Below are 18,020 nucleotides of genomic sequence, written 5' to 3' on the forward strand. Positions count from 1 at the left end.
TCTCAACCCTCACTGCCTGGCGGCAGAAACTTATATCCCTGCCCCCATACAGTGACAATTAACTGTGGTTGTGACGAGTCAGTTTCTAATTTAATACGCAGGCGGTTAATGTGCGTATTCACCGTGTGTTCATAACCTTCATGCTGGTAACCCCACACCTGGATCAATAAATCCAGCCGGGAAAAAATTTCCCCAGGATGACGGGCGAAGAAATAGAGCAAATCGAATTCACGCGGTGTCAGATCCAGCAACTGTTCGTGCTGTGTTGCCTGGCGGCTTAGTGGGTCCACCGAAAGCCCGGAGAAATGCAACACCCCGGCGTCGCGTTTGAGTGTATCGCTCATGGCTTGCTGACGGCGAAACAGCGCATTAAGGCGGGCTAACAATTCAGGCGCCGAAAACGGTTTAGTCACGTAATCGTCAGCCCCCAGATTCAGCCCCTGAATGCGTTCAGTTTCCCCTGAGCGGGCACTGACGATGATAATGGGCATATAGCGTGCCTGAGTCCGTGCCTGGCGGCAAATCTCAAGGCCATCAATTTCAGGTAGCATCAGATCAAGAATCAGCGCATCCCAGCCGCCGCGGTTAAGTAACTGCACGCCACGCGCTCCTTCAGTTGCGAGCGTTGTTTCATAGCCCGCGTTGCGCAAATGTAGTTGTAACAAACGGGCAATATGGGGGTCATCTTCAATGACTAATACGCGCCTGGTCTCACTCATGAGGCCTCCTGCTTACCAATATCCCCTGAGTTTACACAAATCCTCATCGCAGATTTATCACATTTTATTTAACTTTACGCCAGGTCGCTTATGCGGTTGCCTGGCGAAAAAATGCCATTTATTCCCCACACAACCGGGAAATAAATGCATCTTATTCTTTTTTTATTTTATGAGTCATTATCAGTCCCACCGATAATGAACAGGTGTCTGTGGCAATAACCACGCAGGATTATCCGATATTAACTTCCTGCAATGGTATGTTGCTGAACAGGCCGAGGAAGAGAAACTATTTAAATCTGTTATTGATAAACTACGCCTTGTTGGCAACAGCGGTGAAGGGTTGTAATTCATTGATAAGGAACTGGCCACGCTGGATACCCAAGCCTGCTTCATAGCATAACACGATGCCAGTAAGATGATACTTGTGGGCATCGTAGTTTTACAGGTATGCGACCATCCCTTGTTTTGCGTTAATGCATTCTTAATGCTGGCAAATTTTATCCGGGCTTGTGGTAAAGCCCTGCCCTTCATCAATGAACTTCCCTTTCTGCGCCAGAAAAGCGACCAGGGCTTCAGCATCAAGGCCACGGGCAGAACAGGTGTGATACCGAGTCTGCTCGCCAAATTTTTCTTTGATTGCTGCTACCAGCGTTGCTGCAGTCCAGGCTGTTTCTGACCCCAGCATCATCTTCAATACTTCATGACCATGAACAGATTCCATCAAATATGCCTCATCAAAAATGAAGGATTTTACGTAATAACACCGACTACAGCGTTGCGCCAGAACAAAGAATGAAAGAATGGAGAAAACCCGCCAGTGTAAAAATTTCCGTTAGGTTATAAAATACAGAATGGAATATGGGGTGTTTTTTAAATAAAAAAACTGGCAGTTCGACATCGAAACTGCCAGCCAATCACAAACAGAGATATTGAGTAGGCTCTTCCTTAAGTCGAACTATTTATACAGCCTGACACCATACAGGTTCAACAAAATATTTTTGTGCCATAGCCTGATTAATCAAATTAAAGAAATTTGACCATAAAAAACATATGGTTAAATACAAAAAGCAATATAGGTATCACTATATAATCAATAAGAGGTATTGTGTATCCCACTAATGTTTTATCAGCCATTATCATTCATTGCGCTTACATAAAAAACAAACCAATAATCACATAATATTTAATCTGCAAGTAATCACAGGCGATATCATTTTAATCATTACTTAATGCCCATCTACATAAATTATTCAGGGCACAGAAGTGCCCCGGAATACAATGTGACTAAAAGCAGCTTTACCACCGGAGCAACGCCATCACAGCCTGAATATCAGTCAGTACATTATCTGCCACGGGTTGAAGTGGTCGGGGAAGACCATCACAAGGCGTTATTCCGGCCAGATGTGCCATAGCGGCGACTACTCGCAAGCTGCCATGCTGCCGGAACAGCTGCCATACAGGTTCAAGCTGCCTGTTTATCTCCTCTGTTTCTGCCTGAGCGCTGCGAAACAATGCCTGGCTAATCGCCGGATATAACCCGGCAAGTACGGAATACCAAATATCAAAACCCCCCGCTATTGCAGCCCACGCATGAGCATCGCCGCTAACGCCTAAAGTGACCCGCTCAGGTAACAGACCACGCCAGTACTGTGCAACACGGTTAGCTTCACATTGTTCTGCAGCGATACCCGGTAATTTAATCGAAGCAATATTGGGCAACCGGGCAATTTGTGTGAGCAGCTCATCACTAAAATCAAAATGAGTGGTACGTGGGTTAACGTAGACACAAACAGGTACAGATGACGCCTGGCTTACTGTTTCATACAACCCAAATACTTCTCTGTCGGATAAGGGCTGGTAAGATAACGGAGCAAGCAGAACAGACGAAGCTCCTGCATGTTGGGCGTCATAAAGGTGTTGTAAAACATCACGCTGGCGATTGGCCCCAATTCCAACCATCACAGGGGTACCTTGTGCGGCTTCAACCGCCAACTTCACCAACAGAGCTCGCTCTTCGCGATTAAGATAGGCGTAGCTTCCTGTCGAACCCGCCACACAGATACCATCAATTTTCGCCGCAGAGAGTTGGCTAATAATCTGTGTAAATGCCCCTAAATGAAGTTGTTGTTCATCAAGTGGTGTTAATGGAAATGCGTACAGACCTGACAGCATAGTAACTCCTTCATTCAAGGTTACCCTTCGTCAATACGGCGAAAAGAAATCACATACAATTGCTGCTCACCCGGATATATCTGGCTGATAACATCCTGTAATTCTGCCAAAGACATATTTTCCTGCCTGGCATGGTCATTTGTTAAATCTCCAGGGGCGACAGGCACAACAGAAATGACCTCGATAGTGCAAAAAATGCTGCTATCGTCTTCGTACCCTACACGTAATTGTTCACCAGGGTGAAAATGTGATTCTGTTTTATCGCGAATAGTAATTATTTTCTTATCGCTTAAGATATCGGCGGCAAAGCGCCGGTAAAAAGTGATATCAGGTTTCATCGTTATCCTTATCAGGCAGACTCAGTCTATTCCGGCGAGTTTTATTACGTAATTACACTATGTTACGCCACTTTCATCTCTGCCGACGTACAAATTATGTAAATAATAATGCCTCACATTGTTAAAATAACCACTTATTTTGTGAGGATGTTCACGGTTATCCTTGCTTAATCCCTTTACATTGCGTGGGCATGTTCAGCCAGCGTTGCTGCTATAACGCAAATATTCTCATTTAAAACAGTGGGCTGCATAACTATTGCCGCAGTAAAGCAATAGCTGTAACTCAGTTTGCAACAGCATCCGGCCTGGGATTTTTGCTAACAACGGAAGGTACCGCTGCCTGTGCACCATGTTATTACTCTCATTAATGAACAGGGGAAGATCAATGTCGACATATTATTTCCTGCCCACCCGTAATGTATTTGGCGAAAACAGTGTTCAGGAAGCCGGGGTTCTGGCAAAAACACTAAATGTTAAAAAGATCCTTATTGTTACCGATGCTTTTTTAGCCAAAAACGGGATGGCAGACAAAGTTGCGGCCATTTATAAAGATGCCGGAATTGATGTGCATATTTTTGGCGGCGCAGAACCCAACCCGACTGATAAAAATGTGGAAGAAGGCATCACCTGTTATCGCGAACATGGATGTAACGCCATTGTTTCTCTGGGTGGCGGTTCTTCTCACGATTGCGCAAAAGGCATTGGGTTGCTTGCAGCAAATGGTGGCAATATTCGTGACTACGAAGGGGTTGATAAATCCAAAAACGACATGATCCCGTTAATGGCGATTAATACTACGGCAGGTACTGCCTCGGAAATTACACGTTTTTGTATTATCACTGATACAGAACGTAAAGTGAAAATGGCCATTGTTGACTGGCGTGTCACCCCGCAAATTTCTATTAATGACCCGGTACTGATGGTCGGCATGCCTCCTTCACTGACTGCTGCAACCGGTATGGATGCCCTGACCCATGCTATTGAAGCTTATGTGTCCACTATGGCGAACCCACTGACAGATGCTGCGGCGCTGAAAGCCATCACCATGATCACCCAGTACCTGCCTAAAGCCGTCGCTAATGGCGAATATATGAAAGCCAGAGACAATATGGCTTATGCGCAATACCTGGCGGGTATCGCATTCAATAATGCCTCTCTGGGATATGTGCATGCTATGGCTCATCAGTTGGGAGGTTTTTATAACCTGCCTCACGGGGTATGTAACGCTATCCTGCTGCCTTATGTCGAATCATTCAATTTGATCAGCAACCTGAACCGATTCCGTGATATAGCCGAAGCAATGGGAGAATGCGTTGAAGGCCTTTCTACTGATGAAGCCGCGGCAAAAGCTATCACAGCAATTCGCCGTCTGAGCAAACAAGTTGGTATCCCCGACTCACTTAAGAGCCTGGGTGTTAAACCAGAAGATTTCGCCATTATGGCTGAGAATGCGAAGAAAGATGTTTGCCAGTTGACTAACCCGCGTAAAGCCACCAAAGAACAGGTGATTGAACTTTACCGCCAGGCGTATGAAGGCGAATAACCCGAATTCTGTACGGGCTTATTACCTATGATAATAAAAAGACCTGATGCCTGGCGTCAGGTTTTTTATTATCTTTGACTTTACACCTCCACGACATATCAATATTTTCTACTAATTAGCAAAGTTATAACGAAATAATAAAGATATATACATCATCACATCCCAGTTTATCGAATTTTATTCGACTTTCATAAACAACAAGAAGTACACTTACACGCTTATAGTTAGTTCGCGTTACTAACTGTATGCAAGAATAAAGTACATAGCAATATTGTCTTATAATAAGAAAGGATGCTAAGAGTGGGTAAATTGTTAAGAAATTATATTATTTGTTTAAAAAAGTATTTCACCTTTAAAGGCCGTGCCCCACGCGCAGAATTTGTAACATTTACATTAGCCAACCTGGTGCTGGAATCAGTCCTCAAATTGTATAGTCCGGATTATTATATTCTTTTGGATATCTTTCTGTTCATTCCAGGATTAACTGTATCCGTTCGCCGCCTTCATGATCTCAATCAGTCAGGATTACTCATCCTCGGGCCAATAGGTTTTGCCTTTGTAGGTTTTATTGCTTTGTTATTCAGTTATTCTTCGGCCACCAGTATCCCAGGAACCGTTATGCTTCTTCTGTCTGTCGTATTCACTCTGGGTTTGTTCATCTGGTCGCTGTTTTATCGCGGTACCAAAGGGAATAATCAATATGGTGAAGATCCGTTACAGTGTTAGGGGAATCCCCCCGAACAACCAGTGCTGCAGTAAGTAGAATTTCCCCCAGGGCTGAATGCAGGAGGCTGATCTGAGGAATATTCTTGTGCTACAGCCGATTATTGGGTACAGCACGATAATAATGGCAATGCGATATGCACACTTTGCCCCAATTCACCTTGATGCTGCAGTAGCGTTAAATCCGTTTGGTAGTATTTCAGAAAGTGCAGTGTTGGAAACCGATAATTAGTATCGCCACACTGCCCTGCCCCCGTAGCGGGAGATTGCCCCCGCCACCTGCGCGCATCACACTTGCGTGTTTTTGTGCAGTGGTGGAACTGGTCGCGGGCAGCGCCAGTGCAGGCGGTGCGGGTGCTCTTCGGGGGTAAAAAATTGTGCAATTCTGTGCACTATTGCGCTACAGAAAAAGAAAGCCTGGAGGGAAGAAAAGCCGCCTCAAAAGACAGCTTCTCAGATTAGTGGGGGATTAACGGAAAGTCGGCGCAAAACAGAAGCAATATCACCGCTACTCAATGATCCCATCGCTGCGGATACTGTCAGCTCTTCAAGTTCGTCACCTTCATCTCGGATATCAATGTCGTTGCGCTTTAAAAAAGCCATCGCAACGAAAAAGGCAGTTCGCTTATTGCCGTCATTGAAGATTTGACCACGGGAAATAGCGACAAGATACGTTGCAGCGAGTTCGTGAATATCCTCAACGCCTTCATAGTAAAGCTGGTTCTGAACACGATAAATGATCGCTTCTGCTCTTCCCGGCTCTGGCATTCCCTGAACGCCAGGCAAAGCTGCAAGCAGACGGTCATGAAACGCTATCACCTCCTGAGCGCTAATCCATTTCATCTGTCGGCCAGCGCCTTAATAGTACGACCATGCCGCCCCATAATTTCGGCAAATTCAGCATCCAGCTTTGCCTTCTGCCACGCGTTGAAATCATCCCGACTGATAAGCACAGCGGCAGAGCCATCGCGACGAGTTATTTCTACAGGCTCGCCAGCCGTAGCCGCTTCCATTACCTCGGCAATATTTTGCCGGGCCTGAGATGTGGTATAAGTTCGCATATAACCTCCTTTGATGTACGTTTTAAATGTACAACATAGATGTACAACATAGATGTACAACAGGCAACGGTAAAAAATATTACTCAGTGTCAACCTCGTTAAGCGCCACCATGATCGCCAGCCTTTCAGCATGCGGAAGGGCTGAATATTTCGCGCACCAGCGCTCAACCTTGCGCTTTATACGGTGCCGATCGTTGTAGTCTTTTCCGGCAAACGTGTGGGAATATGCGCGCCCTTCCGGGTAGTTCATCCAGATTTTTTCTGTTCTCACGCCGCCGCGTGTCTTGGCTCTTGAGCCCCGTAAGGACTACAGAAATTACTCGTCTAAAGTGCATATCCTTTTAGGGAAAATGAAATCTGAAAATATAAAACCTGAACATATCAGGCAGTATATGGATAAGCGGGGAGTTAAGAGTCGTGTACAGGCTAACAGGGAAAAAGCATTTATGTCGCGGGTAGTTAGGTGGGCATATGAGCGAGGTAAAGTGAAAATGAATCCATGCCAGGGAGTAAAGCAATTTAAAGAACAGGCCTGGACAGAACACCTGCATAAAGCAATTCAATCTGCTGAGTTACTGCTGCTGAACGCTGGAATGAGCAGTATTTATGTACTGCACCAACCGTCAGGATTGCGTTATACAAGAGCCGCATTCAAGGCGCAGTGGATGAAAGCTAAGAAAATGGCTAAAGAAAAATATCGGGATATGGATTTCCAATTTACATGCCATGATCTGAAAGCTAAGAGTATCTCCGATCTTAGTGGTTCCCTGAATGAAAAACTGGAAATATCAGGCCATAAAAATGTAAACCAGACTGCTCGCTACAACAGGAAGATTTCGATAGTGCCGATGATCGGGGGGCTGTATTGCAATCTTACAGTGACGAAATCGAATGGCGAAACAATGGTGCATTGAGATTTGAGCCATAAAAAAACCGCCTGCTCGGGCGGTTTTAACGACACTGCTTTTCATTGATTTTATTCTTGATTTTCCCATGGTACCCGGAGCGGGACTTGAACCCGCACAGCGCGAACGCCGAGGGATTTTAAATCCCTTGTGTCTACCGATTCCACCATCCGGGCAGGGAAATTGGAGGCGCGTTCCGGAGTCGAACCGGACTAGACGGATTTGCAATCCGCTACATAACCGCTTTGTTAACGCGCCAAATTTTTGCCTTTATAGCTGATAACCGCTTTCGCCATTATCGATAACTGGAGCGGGAAACGAGACTCGAACTCGCGACCCCGACCTTGGCAAGGTCGTGCTCTACCAACTGAGCTATTCCCGCACATCGAAATAAGATAATCATTTGATTTTCTTACTAACCGGCGAACCGTGCCGCCGTTCGATGCGTTGCATTCTACTTACCTGACGCACTGAGTCAACGAAATTTTCTCATTCCCTGATCGTTTGCTGAATTTTGCGCCGAATAGATCACGGTTCGAGCAAATCGCCGCGCGCAGCGTTCAAATACTGGAACATTGACCAGAAAGTCAGAATGGTGGCAATGAACAGCAACCCAATACCGGTATATTCGACCCAGGCATTTGGCCGCCAGAGCATACCAATCAGCGCCAGCATTTGAGCCGTAGTTTTGACTTTACCTACCCATGAAACAGCAACACTGCTGCGCTTACCAATTTCTGCCATCCACTCACGCAAAGCAGAAATAATAATTTCCCTGGCTATCATCGTCGCCGCTGGCAGTGTTACCCACCAGCAATGGTAATACTCCGCCACCAATACCAGTGCTGTCGCCACCATGACTTTATCGGCCACTGGGTCAAGAAACGCGCCAAAGCGTGTACTTTGGTTCCAGAGACGGGCAAGAAAACCGTCGAACCAGTCGGTCACTGCGGCGAGGCAGAAAATAAATGCACACAAAAATGGTGCCCATTGGAACGGCAAATAGAACGCCAGAACAAAAAACGGGATCAGGATGACACGAAACAGCGTCAATAATGTTGGTATATTAAATCGCATAGCGTCGCTAACTGTTTGTCGTAAGTGAGAATTTGCTCTATGTTGCTACAGAGGCCCTAATGTTTCAATGCATAGAAAATCTTTTCTGCCAGTGCGTCTGATATTCCTGGCACTTTTGCAATCTCCTCAGCTGACGCATTACGCAAAGGCTGCAATCCACCCATGAATTTAAGCAACATCTGCCGCCGTTTTGGGCCGATCCCTTCAATAGATTCAAGGCTACTGGTACTTTTTACTTTCGCCCTTTTTTTACGATGCCCACTAATAGCGTGATCATGTGACTCATCACGAATGTGTTGTATCACATGCAATGCCGGTGAATCCGGTGGCAACGAAAAACCTTCCCCTTCGGGTTCGAAAAATAAAGTCTCCAAACCCGCCTTACGGTCACTTCCTTTTGCCACGCCCAACAGTAATGGATGCGTTTTATCCCAGGGGACATCCAGTTCAGCAAACACCGTTTTTGCCTGACGCAATTGTCCTTTTCCACCATCAATAAAAATCACATCTGGAATTTTGCTGTCATCAATCGCTTTACCATAGCGCCGGCGCAGTACCTGGTTCATTGCAGCATAATCATCGCCTGGCGTGATGCCGGTAATATTGTAGCGCCGGTAGTCGGCTCGTAATGGCCCACTGGTATCAAAAACCACACATGATGCGACAGTTTGCTCCCCCATAGTGTGGCTGATATCAAAACATTCCATTCGTTTGATTTTGGGCAACTTCAGAACTTCAGCCAGTGCGGTAAGGCGCTGGTGAATGGTTGACTGTTGTGACAGCTTAGTGACCAGTGCTGTCGCAGCATTAGTACGGGCGAGTTTCAAATAACGCGCCCTGTCACCGCGTGGACGTGTTTGTACATGTATTTTACGCCCGGCAAGTTCCGACAGAGAATCACTCAGTAACCCGGGTTCAGCCAGATTGAAATCCAGCAATATCTCACCAGGTAAAGTACGCGACTGACTTCCCTGCAGGTAAAACTGCCCAACAAAGGTTTCCACCACTTCGCTCAGCTCTGTACCACCCGGTACTTTCGGGAAATAACTGCGGCTTCCCAGCACCTTGCCCTGGCGAATAAACAGTACATGGACACAGGCCATGCCAGCATCAAATGCCACGCCAATTACATCCAAATCATCGCCAGTATTGGAAACAAATTGCCTTTCAGTAACCCGGCGTACAGCCTGGATCTGGTCTCTTAAGCGCGCCGCTTCTTCAAATTCAAGCGCCTGGCTGGCGGCTTCCATTCGCGCCACCAGCATCCGGATAACCTGGTCGTCTTTGCCAGACAGGAACAAACGCACATACTCAACTTGTTGCGCATAATCTTCATCGCTGACAATGCCTTTAACACATGGCCCCAGGCAGCGGCCAATTTGATATTGCAGGCAAGGCCGCGAGCGGTTGCGATAAACATTATTTTCGCACTGGCGCACAGGGAACACCTTTTGCAGTAACGCCAGAGTCTCGCGAACGGCATAACCATTCGGGAAAGGCCCAAAGTACTCGCCTTTAGCATGCTTCGCCCCACGATGCATCGCAAGCCTTGGGTGATGGTCGCCGCTCAGAAAGATAAAAGGATAAGATTTATCATCACGCAACAGCACGTTGTAACGTGGCTGATAAAGCTTGATGTAGTTGTGCTCAAGAAGAAGAGCTTCTGTTTCTGTATGGGTGACAGTGACGTCAATTTGGGCTATTTGAGCTACCAGCGCTTCGGTTTTTCGGCTGGAGACCTTAGTACGGAAATAACTGGATAACCGTTTTTTCAGATCTTTCGCTTTCCCAACATAAATGACTGTAGCCTGGTCATCATACATCCTGTAGACACCAGGCTTGTTAGTCACGGTCTTTAAAAAGGCTTTTGCGTCGAAATATTCACTCACTGACTTGCCAAAGGCTCCGTGTTACAAAGACCATGACGGATCGCCAGGTGGGTCAACTCGACATCGCCACTGATATGAAGCTTGCTGAACATCCTGTAACGGTAGCTGTTCACTGTTTTTGGGCTGAGGTTGAGTTGCTCTGAAATTTCATTCACCTTTTGTCCGCGCGTTATCATCAACATAATTTGCAATTCGCGTTCAGATAAAGAAGCAAAAGGTGATTCTGTTTTCTCCGGCTCTATCTGGCTGAGCGCCATTTGCTGAGCAATATCTGAAGCAATATAGCGTTGGCCTGAGTTCACGAGGCGAATGGCATTCACCACTTCTTGTGGTGCGGCACCTTTGCTCAAATAACCTGAAGCCCCTGCCTGCATAACTTTTGCGGGAAGCGGGTTTTCAGTATGGATTGTTAACATGATGACTTTAACTTCAGGCGTGGCGCGCACAATTTTACGGGTGGCTTCAAGTCCACCAATGCCCGGCATGTTCATGTCCATCAGGACAACGTCCACCGGGTTAGCACGGCAGAACTTAACAGCATCTTCACCACAGGCAGACTCACCCGCAATACGAATGCCTTTAACATCTTCCAGAATGCGTCGTATCCCTGCGCGCACCAGTTCATGGTCATCAACAAGAAACACGTTGATCAAGGGAGTATCTCCAGAAAAGGGATAACGCTTCATGCCCTTCACATTTCCAGTTGCCTGTACTGTGTATTGCCAGCACACAGGCTGTTGCCCTCAGCAACTCGATTTATTCCGGGTATATACATCATTTACTGTTTCATAGTACCGGGTTTTACAGCAACTTGAAATTGCTAAAAGAGACAACATCAGTTTTTTATACCAATTGTGAAATTTTATCATGAGGCATAAGATAAAAATGCAACATAGTGGTTAAAAGCAACACAATTATGTAAGTTTGTAACACCAGGCACAAATTTGCCTTGTCAGGCTTTCCTCCACTCTTTTTTTCCTGCGCCTGTGTGAATGTTTTCCCCGCACTTACACATATCTGCGCGCATTTGTTCGTCAAGATGAAAGAAAACGATTATCGTTTATTGGATTAAACATGTTGAGATACAGTTTTGCTGACAGAAGGAATATAACTTTCGTGAGCTATGCTATAATGCGCGCCTTTCGTCACATATTGTGATTGATACATTGTATCATTTTTATGAGGTATCCAATGAGCCAACCTGATTTATCCACTAGTGAAAACCTCCAGGAAATTGCACTGGAAATCACCTGCCTGAAAGCAATGGTCACCCAAATGCTGAAAGCTATGGGCCAGGCCGATGCAGGGCGCGTGATTATTAAAATGGAAAAGCAGATTGCAGAAATGGAAGATCCGGCTCAGGCGGCCGTATTCACCAATACAGTTAAGCAAATTAAACAAGCTTATCGCCAGTAACCCTCTGCCATAAAAGAAAAGGCCGGTGGATATTGAGATCCCCTGCCGGCCTTTTCGCTTCTGTCTGCACGCAGAACAATGTTGCCTTTCAGATAAGCCCTGTTGCCGCGGCATAACAGGCTATTTGGGTTTTATTCGGCGCATTAAACTTCTTCTGCATATTTTTTTGGTGAAAATTTACTGTATTTTCTGAGATAGATAAAATCATGGCAATTTCTGCAGAGGTTTTACCTTCCGCAGTCCAAAGCAAAATCTCCCTTTCCCTTTTGCTCAGCTTGTACTCAACAGACTGCTGTACCTGTTCATCAAGACGATTAAGGGTAACCATGCTCAATTCAGTCAGTAACTGAAGATGCAATGATGTTTCATCATCGCTCAAAGCCTGTTTACGCTTACATTCCGTTGATACAGACAAGAATCCAATGGCCCTGCTCGGCGCAATCAGGCACTGGGTGACGCCAAATCGCAGGCCGTGCGCCTGCGCAGATGCCCAAAACTCGGGGACATCGCGGAACAGTGACTCATTCCACGGCAGATAGCCAAGATTATAGTTCTCTGGCCGTAACACCGGGTCTATATCAAAGTAGTTATTCGAAATATATTCATTCTGCCATTCCTGACTGTAAGTTGAATAAACAGTTAGCTTAGGTCTGGTAAAAGGAACCGGATAGCGAATACACAAAGCGAAACAATCATAACCTATCAATTGAGTCTCTTCAGTTAACAAATCCCACAGCTCCTGAGTTTGTTGTACTGAATTAAAGCGAGACTTCACTTCGCATCGCCAACTAAAGAAGTTGGTATTTCCCATTATTTTTCTACATCTCCTAATCTGCCACCTGGACCGACATGGATAAAATACCATACAAATAGGAAAACGTTAGTGTAAAAGGCATTTTTCTCAGGAAAAATCTTATTGATTATTGGGTGATTGTTCTACTCGCCTGTATTGACAGTATTTATACTCATCACGCTAATAATTACTCATATCGACAGTATTAAATCACTTAAGAGCCATCTTACCACTGCTTAATAATCTCATGCACACCACAGGCCATTTGCATTATGTACTGTTTGGGCTTCAGTATGACAAAGAGGAATAACCTATTGGCAGGCGAGTTGAGGGTGTCTGGTACGAGGAGGGAAATTGCCAATGGAAATGATACCTGGAGTCAATTCAGATAAAACCAGCGCACCAGCCGGCGCGCCGATAGTACTGGTTAATTGACTAAAAACTTTTCCAGAAACTGACGGGTTCTCGGATGTTCCGGATTGGAAAACAGTTGATGCGCAGGCCCCTGTTCAACGATGTTTCCCTGGTCCATAAATATTGCTCTGTCGGCGACATCCCTGGCAAACGACATTTCGTGAGTCACAATGACCATGGTGCGTTTTTCTTCAGCAAGCGCGCGGATTGTCGTTAACACCTCGCCCACTAGCTCTGGGTCCAGCGCTGATGTCGGCTCATCAAACAGAATTACTTCTGGTTGCATGGCTAATGCGCGGGCAATCGCCACACGCTGCTGCTGCCCACCACTCAGGCGCTTCGGGTACTGGTTTTCTTTGCCCGTCAACCCGACTTTTGCCAGCAGTTCACGGGCGACAGCAATGGATGACTCCCGCGATTCACCCTTCACGATAACCGGACCTTCGATAATATTCTCAAGCACAGTACGGTGAGGAAACAAATTAAAGTTCTGGAAAACAAAACCAACATGTTGGCGCAACTGACGTATTTTAGCGCGCTGGCGGCTGATGCCAGTCTGTGCATCAACCAGAATATCCCCAACTTTGATTGTGCCACTGTCCGGGATTTCCAGTAAATTGATACTACGCAACAAGGTTGTTTTCCCGGAACCACTTGGCCCGATAATTGCCACAACTTCACCGGGGCGGACATCAAAATCGATTCCGTGTAACACAGTCTGACCATGAAAGGTTTTGACCAGTTTTTTCACTTCAATGGCGCTCATTTAGGGTCTCGCTCCTGGCGGTTTAACTGGTTTTCAAAATAATTCTGCAGTGCAGACAGTACCGTAGCCATGACCCAGTAGATAACTGACGCTGCCAGGTACATAGTGAACACTTCCAGAGTGCGTGATGTAATTAATTGCGCCTGGCGAAACAGCTCAGGGACCTGAATGGTGGCAGCAAGTGATGTGTCTTTTACCAGGCTGATAAAGCTGTTACTCAGTGGCGGCAGAGCGACTCTCGCCGCCTGAGGTAAAATAGCGCGACGCATTGTCTGCCAGCGCGACATCCCAATACTTGCCGCAGCTTCCCACTGCCCTTTGTCAATAGAACCAATAGCGGCGCGCAAAGTTTCTGCTGCATAGGCCGCCGTGTTGAGTGACAGGCCAATCATAGCGGATGGTACAGGATCCAGCTCAATACCAAATTGAGGGAGACCGTAATAAATCATAAATAGCTGCGCTATCAGTGGAGTACCACGGAAAATGGAAATATAAGCCCGCGCCAGCCAGGACACAGGCCATACTGGCGACATTCTCATTAGTGCCAGTACAAACCCCAGAACCAGGCCAAAGAACATGCCACCGATACTGAGCTGAAGTGTAAATACCGCGCCTTTAAGTAGATAAGGCAGGGATTCCAGTATTAACTGAAGACTTTCTTGCATTATTATTGTTTACCCTGAAAAACGTTATACATGAGGATGATAGGCGAATAGCGCTGGCGCTCCACCGGTGTGAATAAACAGTACCGGGCCTTCATCTTTGAAGCGTTTCTGGTTGATACCGTCAATCAACCCTGCCATTGCCTTGCCGGTATACACCGGGTCCAGCAAAATGCCTTCCAGTTCAGCCACCAGTTTCACTGCATCATTGCCCGCCTGGTTTGGCATACCATATTCTGGAGCAAAATAGTCATCCCACAGTAAGATATCATCACTGACCTGGGTATCCAGCAACGTAGCCACGTCGTGTTGTAGTTTTACGACTTTGGGCCTCTGTTGCTCTGCAGTACGCGAAACTGTAACACCAATCAACTCCGTACCCGGCATGGCCAGTTCAAGCCCGACAGCAAGTCCCGCATGAGTGCCGGCACTACCCGATGCCACTATCACCGAAGAAATACGCGCGGCTTCATCACACTGCCCGGCAATTTCCAGCGCACTTTCGACATACCCCAGAGCGCCCAGCGCATTAGAGCCACCAACAGGCACAACGTAGGGACGAAATCCCTGAGCTTCCAGGCGTTCAGCAATTTCTGCCAGTTGTGCGTCAGGCGCATCCAGCGCGGCACACATTTCCACCTGGACATTAAAGAGATCCAGCAACAGCCGGTTACCGTTTGTCAGGTAGTTTTCTGCCTGAGTGCCGATGGGGTTTTCCAGTAATGCGACACAATGTAACCCCAGTTTTGCGGCAACAGCGGCCGTCTGGCGAACATGGTTGGACTGAATGGCACCGGCAGTCACTAATGTGTCGGCACCTTCACGCAGGGCTTCTGCCGCCAGAAACTCCAGTTTGCGCAATTTATTCCCGCCCATCGCCAGCGGCGTGGTGTCATCACGTTTGATGAAAATTTCCCGGCCAAGGTGGTCTGATAAACGTGGCAGGTATTCCAGCGCGGTTGGCGCACCAATCAGTTCAAGGCGAGGGAAACGAGTAAGATTTTGCAAGGACAAATTTTGCTGGAGCATAGTGCCTCCGGGTTACCGGTAAAAGAGTCATGTTATTGATTATGCTACAGGGATAAGCTAACCAACAGTTCCATAGCCAGAAACGATAAAAAAAGGTGCCAAAGGCACCTTTCAGAGATAATTCGTGCGGATGCGTCCTTACTTCGTGACGTCGGCACCAAACCATTTTTCTGACAGCGCTGGCAGGCTGCCATCTTTTTGCATATCGGCAATCGCACTGTTAATGGCTTTGAGCAAATCTTCATTACCTTTGCGCAATGCTACGCCAGACTCCTGACGGGAGAACGGCTGCCCGGTCACGGCCAGAGTATCGTGAGTTTTCTTGACCAAATCCAGTGCCGCCAGGCGGTCGACCAGAATGGCATCTATACGCCCTACACGCAGATCCTGGTATTTGGTCGGATCATCATCATAGGTACGGATATCAACACCCGGTACATGTTCACGCAACCATTGTTCGTAGTTAGTGCCCAGGCCAACGCCCACTTTTTTACCTTTGAGGTCTGCGGCGGTTTTAATTTCCCCGGCATTCTCTTTTTTCACCAGCGCCTGAATACCTGAAACGGTATAAGGCGTGGAGAAATCATATTTTTTCTCACGCTCAGGTGAAATCGTAACCTGGTTAATGACCACATCAATACGCTTTGCATCAAGGGATGCCAACATGCCATCCCATTTGGTCGGTTTCAGGTCAGCTTTTACGCCAAGGTGATGCGCCAGGGCTTTAGCAAAATCGACTTCGAACCCGGCAAGCTTGCCATCCGCATCCTGAAAACTGAATGGAGGATAAGTGCCTTCAAGCCCGACACGCAGGGTGCCGCGCTCTTTAATCGTGTTGAGCAGGTTTTCAGCGGCAAAAGTTTTCACACTCATACCAGCGACCAGCGCAACTGCCATCATTCCCATCAAAGCCTGTCGGCCGAAGGTTGTTAATTTCATTATTAATCTCTTCCCAATGTGTAAATTGTGATGCAGTTTAGTGCCTGATTCAGATAAATCAAACACACTCTGCTACAACTTATGCCTTTTTAATATATAGCGGAAGTCGATTTGTTTTCAGCCTGGCTATCCGGCAGCTGGTTTTTTTGCCGTAAATACTGTGCGTACTTACGCAAGGCGATACGGTAATTGTTCGGGCTGGTTGCCGGTAACCACTGCTCCAGGGCTTCGTCCGGCGTGAGATCACAGGCCAGCTCTTTTGCCACACCTTGCTCAGCCAGATGCGTCGCCAGGCGGCGCAGGCGCACAACATACTCGCGAATGGTGCCGTGGCTCATTTCAGTTTGTTCAAAAAGGTACTGTTTGAAGCCAATAATATCAAACCAGTCATTATGTTCGTTGCAATGCAAATCACTGCAAAAGCGGCACAATGCAATCCAGTCCTGTTTGACAATTTGCCATGTCGCTTCATCAATCAACGTATCCAGTTGAGCGATGGCGGTTTTATTGACGATTTCATCACGCCTGACCAGTGTTATTCTGTCCAGCAACTTGCCACAGTGAGCACAGTGGGTTTGCGAGTGTTTGAAATCTTTAAGATAGCGGCTTAGCGGCCGTCTTTTGGGTTGTTGCACCGTCATGATAACTCCCTGGTATTAAAGGTCTATGGGGCGGCTCTACCAGGATCATGACGGTGTGTCAGAATCTATAACTTACCCAGCTTAGTGCGTAATCGTTTAATCGCCTGACTGTGCAACTGACTTACCCGTGATTCACCGACTTCCAGTACAGCGCCAATCTCTTTGAGGTTGAGCTCTTCCTGGTAATACAGCGTCAACACCAGTTGTTCGCGTTCCGGAAGTGATTCAATGGCCTCAGCCACGCGCTCCCGTAAATCGCTGTTCAACAATTGTTGCAGCGGGTTCTCTTGCTGGTGATCATCAGTCACCAACTCAATGCTATCGCCATGCTCTTCACGCCACTCATCATAAGAAAAGAGTTGGCTGTTATTTGTGTCGAGCAGCATCTGACGATAATCTTCGAGCGAAATATTCAGGCGCTCTGCAACCTCGATTTCAGTTGCGTTACGCCCTAACTCCTGCTCCAGTTGCCCAATCGCCTGCGCGACTTCTCGTGCGTTACGCCGGACACTGCGCGGGACCCAGTCCCGACTACGCAGTTCATCCAGCATAGCACCACGAATACGTTGCACTGCGTAAGTGGTAAAAGCCGTTCCTTGCAGGGCGTCATAGCGTTCAACCGCACTCAACAACCCGATGCCGCCCGCCTGCAGCAAATCATCCAGTTCAACGCTCGCCGGCAATCGCACCTGCAGGCGCAATGCTTCGTGGCGCACCAGAGGTACATATCGCTGCCACAGCGAGTGTTTATCCATTACACCATCAGCGGTATAGAGTGAATTCACGATAAACAGCCCTGCGTTAATGAGTTATCGGCACCATTATCTGATTCTGGAGGGCATTTAATCCGAGGAATAGTGGGATAAATGGGGTTTTATTTGCGCCTTATCGATTTTAAGTGCGGGAATACCATAGCCAGAGTAACTTTTCTGC

At 47.0% G+C, this 18,020-nt stretch carries 20 protein-coding genes, 3 tRNA genes and 2 pseudogenes; 5 read left to right on the forward strand and 20 right to left on the reverse strand.

The genetic code is table 11. The features are described from left to right. Nucleotides 1-2 precede the first annotated feature (2 nt). A complete protein-coding gene (locus A9B99_RS02460; RefSeq protein WP_064594264.1) occupies nt 3-719 on the reverse strand; it encodes a response regulator transcription factor in 717 nt (238 codons plus the stop codon). 212 nt (nt 720-931) lie between these two features. Between A9B99_RS02460 and A9B99_RS24110 the strand changes: the two are divergent. Continuing rightward, a pseudogene (locus A9B99_RS24110) lies at nt 932-1,065 on the forward strand (ferritin); the annotation flags it as partial. A 135-nt stretch (nt 1,066-1,200) separates the two neighbouring features. Here the strand turns inward: A9B99_RS24110 and A9B99_RS02465 are convergent. The 3 genes from A9B99_RS02465 to yqfB all read right to left on the reverse strand — a co-directional run bounded on the left by A9B99_RS02465 (nt 1,201) and on the right by yqfB (nt 3,229). Continuing rightward, the gene (locus A9B99_RS02465; protein WP_064594266.1) at nt 1,201-1,440 is read right to left on the reverse strand and encodes a YecH family metal-binding protein; all 240 of its coding nucleotides are present in this window, start codon (nt 1,438-1,440) and stop codon (nt 1,201-1,203) included. A gap of 575 nt (nt 1,441-2,015) precedes the next feature. After that, on the reverse strand, nt 2,016-2,891 hold the full coding sequence (locus A9B99_RS02470; RefSeq protein ID WP_064594268.1) for a dihydrodipicolinate synthase family protein: 876 nt from the start codon (nt 2,889-2,891) through the stop codon (nt 2,016-2,018). A 20-nt stretch (nt 2,892-2,911) separates the two neighbouring features. Then, nucleotides 2,912-3,229: a N(4)-acetylcytidine aminohydrolase gene (yqfB, locus tag A9B99_RS02475; RefSeq protein ID WP_064594271.1), complete on the reverse strand. Its 318-nt coding sequence runs from the start codon at nt 3,227-3,229 to the stop codon at nt 2,912-2,914. Between the two features lie 385 nt (nt 3,230-3,614). Here yqfB and A9B99_RS02480 point away from each other — a divergent pair, with 385 nt between their 5' ends. Further along, complete coding sequence (locus A9B99_RS02480; protein ID WP_064594273.1) at nt 3,615-4,772, forward strand: iron-containing alcohol dehydrogenase; 1,158 nt, start codon at nt 3,615-3,617, stop codon at nt 4,770-4,772. Nucleotides 4,773-5,072: 300 nt separating this feature from the next. Next, nucleotides 5,073-5,498 carry a DUF805 domain-containing protein gene (locus A9B99_RS02485; protein WP_064594275.1) on the forward strand — a complete coding sequence of 142 codons (426 nt, stop codon included), beginning with the start codon at nt 5,073-5,075 and terminating at the stop codon, nt 5,496-5,498. Nucleotides 5,499-5,948: 450 nt separating this feature from the next. Here the strand turns inward: A9B99_RS02485 and A9B99_RS02490 are convergent, their stop codons facing one another. The 3 genes and pseudogenes from A9B99_RS02490 to A9B99_RS02500 all read right to left on the reverse strand — a co-directional run. Continuing rightward, nucleotides 5,949-6,338 (reverse strand): type II toxin-antitoxin system death-on-curing family toxin, encoded by a 390-nt coding sequence (locus A9B99_RS02490; protein ID WP_064594278.1) that lies wholly within the window; start codon nt 6,336-6,338, stop codon nt 5,949-5,951. Beyond that, nucleotides 6,335-6,556: a type II toxin-antitoxin system Phd/YefM family antitoxin gene (locus A9B99_RS02495; protein WP_064594280.1), complete on the reverse strand. Its 222-nt coding sequence runs from the start codon at nt 6,554-6,556 to the stop codon at nt 6,335-6,337. Before A9B99_RS02495 ends, A9B99_RS02490 begins: the two co-directional genes overlap by 4 nt. Nucleotides 6,557-6,635: 79 nt before the next feature. Further along, a pseudogene (locus tag A9B99_RS02500) lies at nt 6,636-6,848 on the reverse strand (DNA methylase); the annotation flags it as partial. A 58-nt stretch (nt 6,849-6,906) separates the two neighbouring features. Between A9B99_RS02500 and A9B99_RS02505 the strand changes: the two are divergent. Continuing rightward, nucleotides 6,907-7,470, forward strand: coding sequence for a site-specific integrase (locus A9B99_RS02505; RefSeq protein WP_064594285.1), 564 nt, complete (start codon nt 6,907-6,909; stop codon nt 7,468-7,470). Between the two features lie 80 nt (nt 7,471-7,550). On the opposite strand, the gene A9B99_RS02510 is transcribed toward A9B99_RS02505, so the two are convergent. The 6 genes from A9B99_RS02510 to uvrY form a co-directional block, all read right to left on the reverse strand. After that, nucleotides 7,551-7,637, reverse strand: a tRNA-Leu gene (locus A9B99_RS02510). Between the two features lie 8 nt (nt 7,638-7,645). Further along, nucleotides 7,646-7,719: transfer RNA gene (locus A9B99_RS02515), tRNA-Cys, on the reverse strand. 48 nt (nt 7,720-7,767) lie between these two features. Continuing rightward, a tRNA-Gly gene (locus A9B99_RS02520) sits at nt 7,768-7,843 on the reverse strand. A gap of 146 nt (nt 7,844-7,989) precedes the next feature. Further along, the gene (gene pgsA, locus A9B99_RS02525) at nt 7,990-8,538 is read right to left on the reverse strand and encodes a CDP-diacylglycerol--glycerol-3-phosphate 3-phosphatidyltransferase (protein WP_064594287.1); all 549 of its coding nucleotides are present in this window, start codon (nt 8,536-8,538) and stop codon (nt 7,990-7,992) included. Between the two features lie 56 nt (nt 8,539-8,594). Beyond that, on the reverse strand, nt 8,595-10,427 hold the full coding sequence (gene uvrC / locus A9B99_RS02530; RefSeq protein WP_064594289.1) for an excinuclease ABC subunit UvrC: 1,833 nt from the start codon (nt 10,425-10,427) through the stop codon (nt 8,595-8,597). Continuing rightward, nucleotides 10,424-11,080, reverse strand: coding sequence for a UvrY/SirA/GacA family response regulator transcription factor (uvrY, locus tag A9B99_RS02535; protein ID WP_064595472.1), 657 nt, complete (start codon nt 11,078-11,080; stop codon nt 10,424-10,426). The genes uvrC and uvrY overlap by 4 nt, the downstream gene beginning before the upstream one ends. A gap of 538 nt (nt 11,081-11,618) precedes the next feature. On the opposite strand from uvrY, the gene A9B99_RS02540 reads away from it, so the two are divergent. Continuing rightward, nucleotides 11,619-11,843 (forward strand): DUF2594 family protein, encoded by a 225-nt coding sequence (locus tag A9B99_RS02540; RefSeq protein WP_064594291.1) that lies wholly within the window; start codon nt 11,619-11,621, stop codon nt 11,841-11,843. An 88-nt stretch (nt 11,844-11,931) separates the two neighbouring features. On the opposite strand, the gene sdiA is transcribed toward A9B99_RS02540, so the two are convergent. The 7 genes from sdiA to fliA form a co-directional block, all read right to left on the reverse strand. Continuing rightward, complete coding sequence (gene sdiA, locus A9B99_RS02545) at nt 11,932-12,654, reverse strand: transcriptional regulator SdiA (protein WP_064594293.1); 723 nt, start codon at nt 12,652-12,654, stop codon at nt 11,932-11,934. Nucleotides 12,655-13,063: 409 nt separating this feature from the next. Next, entirely contained in the window at nt 13,064-13,816 is a 753-nt protein-coding gene (gene tcyN, locus A9B99_RS02550; protein ID WP_064594295.1) for an L-cystine ABC transporter ATP-binding protein TcyN, read from the reverse strand. Further along, entirely contained in the window at nt 13,813-14,481 is a 669-nt protein-coding gene (gene tcyL, locus A9B99_RS02555; RefSeq protein ID WP_064594297.1) for a cystine ABC transporter permease, read from the reverse strand. Before tcyL ends, tcyN begins: the two co-directional genes overlap by 4 nt. A 24-nt stretch (nt 14,482-14,505) precedes the next feature. Then, entirely contained in the window at nt 14,506-15,492 is a 987-nt protein-coding gene (gene dcyD / locus A9B99_RS02560) for a D-cysteine desulfhydrase (RefSeq protein WP_064595474.1), read from the reverse strand. 153 nt (nt 15,493-15,645) lie between these two features. Further along, a complete protein-coding gene (tcyJ, locus tag A9B99_RS02565; RefSeq protein ID WP_064594298.1) occupies nt 15,646-16,446 on the reverse strand; it encodes a cystine ABC transporter substrate-binding protein in 801 nt (266 codons plus the stop codon). A gap of 89 nt (nt 16,447-16,535) precedes the next feature. Continuing rightward, on the reverse strand, nt 16,536-17,087 hold the full coding sequence (gene fliZ, locus A9B99_RS02570; protein WP_064594299.1) for a flagella biosynthesis regulatory protein FliZ: 552 nt from the start codon (nt 17,085-17,087) through the stop codon (nt 16,536-16,538). A 65-nt stretch (nt 17,088-17,152) separates the two neighbouring features. Next, a complete protein-coding gene (fliA, locus tag A9B99_RS02575; protein ID WP_064594300.1) occupies nt 17,153-17,872 on the reverse strand; it encodes an RNA polymerase sigma factor FliA in 720 nt (239 codons plus the stop codon). Between the last annotated feature and the right edge of the window lie 148 nt (nt 17,873-18,020).

The organism is Mangrovibacter phragmitis, from assembly GCF_001655675.1.
In the GTDB taxonomy this organism is placed as follows: domain Bacteria; phylum Pseudomonadota; class Gammaproteobacteria; order Enterobacterales; family Enterobacteriaceae; genus Mangrovibacter; species Mangrovibacter phragmitis.

Bases quoted from the DNA above. Each gene is read 5' to 3' on its own strand.
- A9B99_RS02540 (WP_064594291.1), top strand. From the start codon at position 11,619: ATGAGCCAACCTGATTTATCCACTAGTGAAAACCTCCAGGAAATTGCA.
- A9B99_RS02460 (WP_064594264.1), bottom strand. From the start codon at position 719: ATGAGTGAGACCAGGCGCGTATTAGTCATTGAAGATGACCCCCATATT.
- tcyL (WP_064594297.1), bottom strand. From the start codon at position 14,481: ATGCAAGAAAGTCTTCAGTTAATACTGGAATCCCTGCCTTATCTACTT.
- A9B99_RS02480 (WP_064594273.1), top strand. From the start codon at position 3,615: ATGTCGACATATTATTTCCTGCCCACCCGTAATGTATTTGGCGAAAAC.
- tcyJ (WP_064594298.1), bottom strand. From the start codon at position 16,446: ATGAAATTAACAACCTTCGGCCGACAGGCTTTGATGGGAATGATGGCA.
- A9B99_RS02505 (WP_064594285.1), top strand. From the start codon at position 6,907: ATGAAATCTGAAAATATAAAACCTGAACATATCAGGCAGTATATGGAT.
- yqfB (WP_064594271.1), bottom strand. From the start codon at position 3,229: ATGAAACCTGATATCACTTTTTACCGGCGCTTTGCCGCCGATATCTTA.
- tcyN (WP_064594295.1), bottom strand. From the start codon at position 13,816: ATGAGCGCCATTGAAGTGAAAAAACTGGTCAAAACCTTTCATGGTCAG.
- pgsA (WP_064594287.1), bottom strand. From the start codon at position 8,538: ATGCGATTTAATATACCAACATTATTGACGCTGTTTCGTGTCATCCTG.
- fliZ (WP_064594299.1), bottom strand. From the start codon at position 17,087: ATGACGGTGCAACAACCCAAAAGACGGCCGCTAAGCCGCTATCTTAAA.
- A9B99_RS02495 (WP_064594280.1), bottom strand. From the start codon at position 6,556: ATGCGAACTTATACCACATCTCAGGCCCGGCAAAATATTGCCGAGGTA.
- A9B99_RS02470 (WP_064594268.1), bottom strand. From the start codon at position 2,891: ATGCTGTCAGGTCTGTACGCATTTCCATTAACACCACTTGATGAACAA.
- A9B99_RS02465 (WP_064594266.1), bottom strand. From the start codon at position 1,440: ATGGAATCTGTTCATGGTCATGAAGTATTGAAGATGATGCTGGGGTCA.
- A9B99_RS02490 (WP_064594278.1), bottom strand. From the start codon at position 6,338: ATGAAATGGATTAGCGCTCAGGAGGTGATAGCGTTTCATGACCGTCTG.
- sdiA (WP_064594293.1), bottom strand. From the start codon at position 12,654: ATGGGAAATACCAACTTCTTTAGTTGGCGATGCGAAGTGAAGTCTCGC.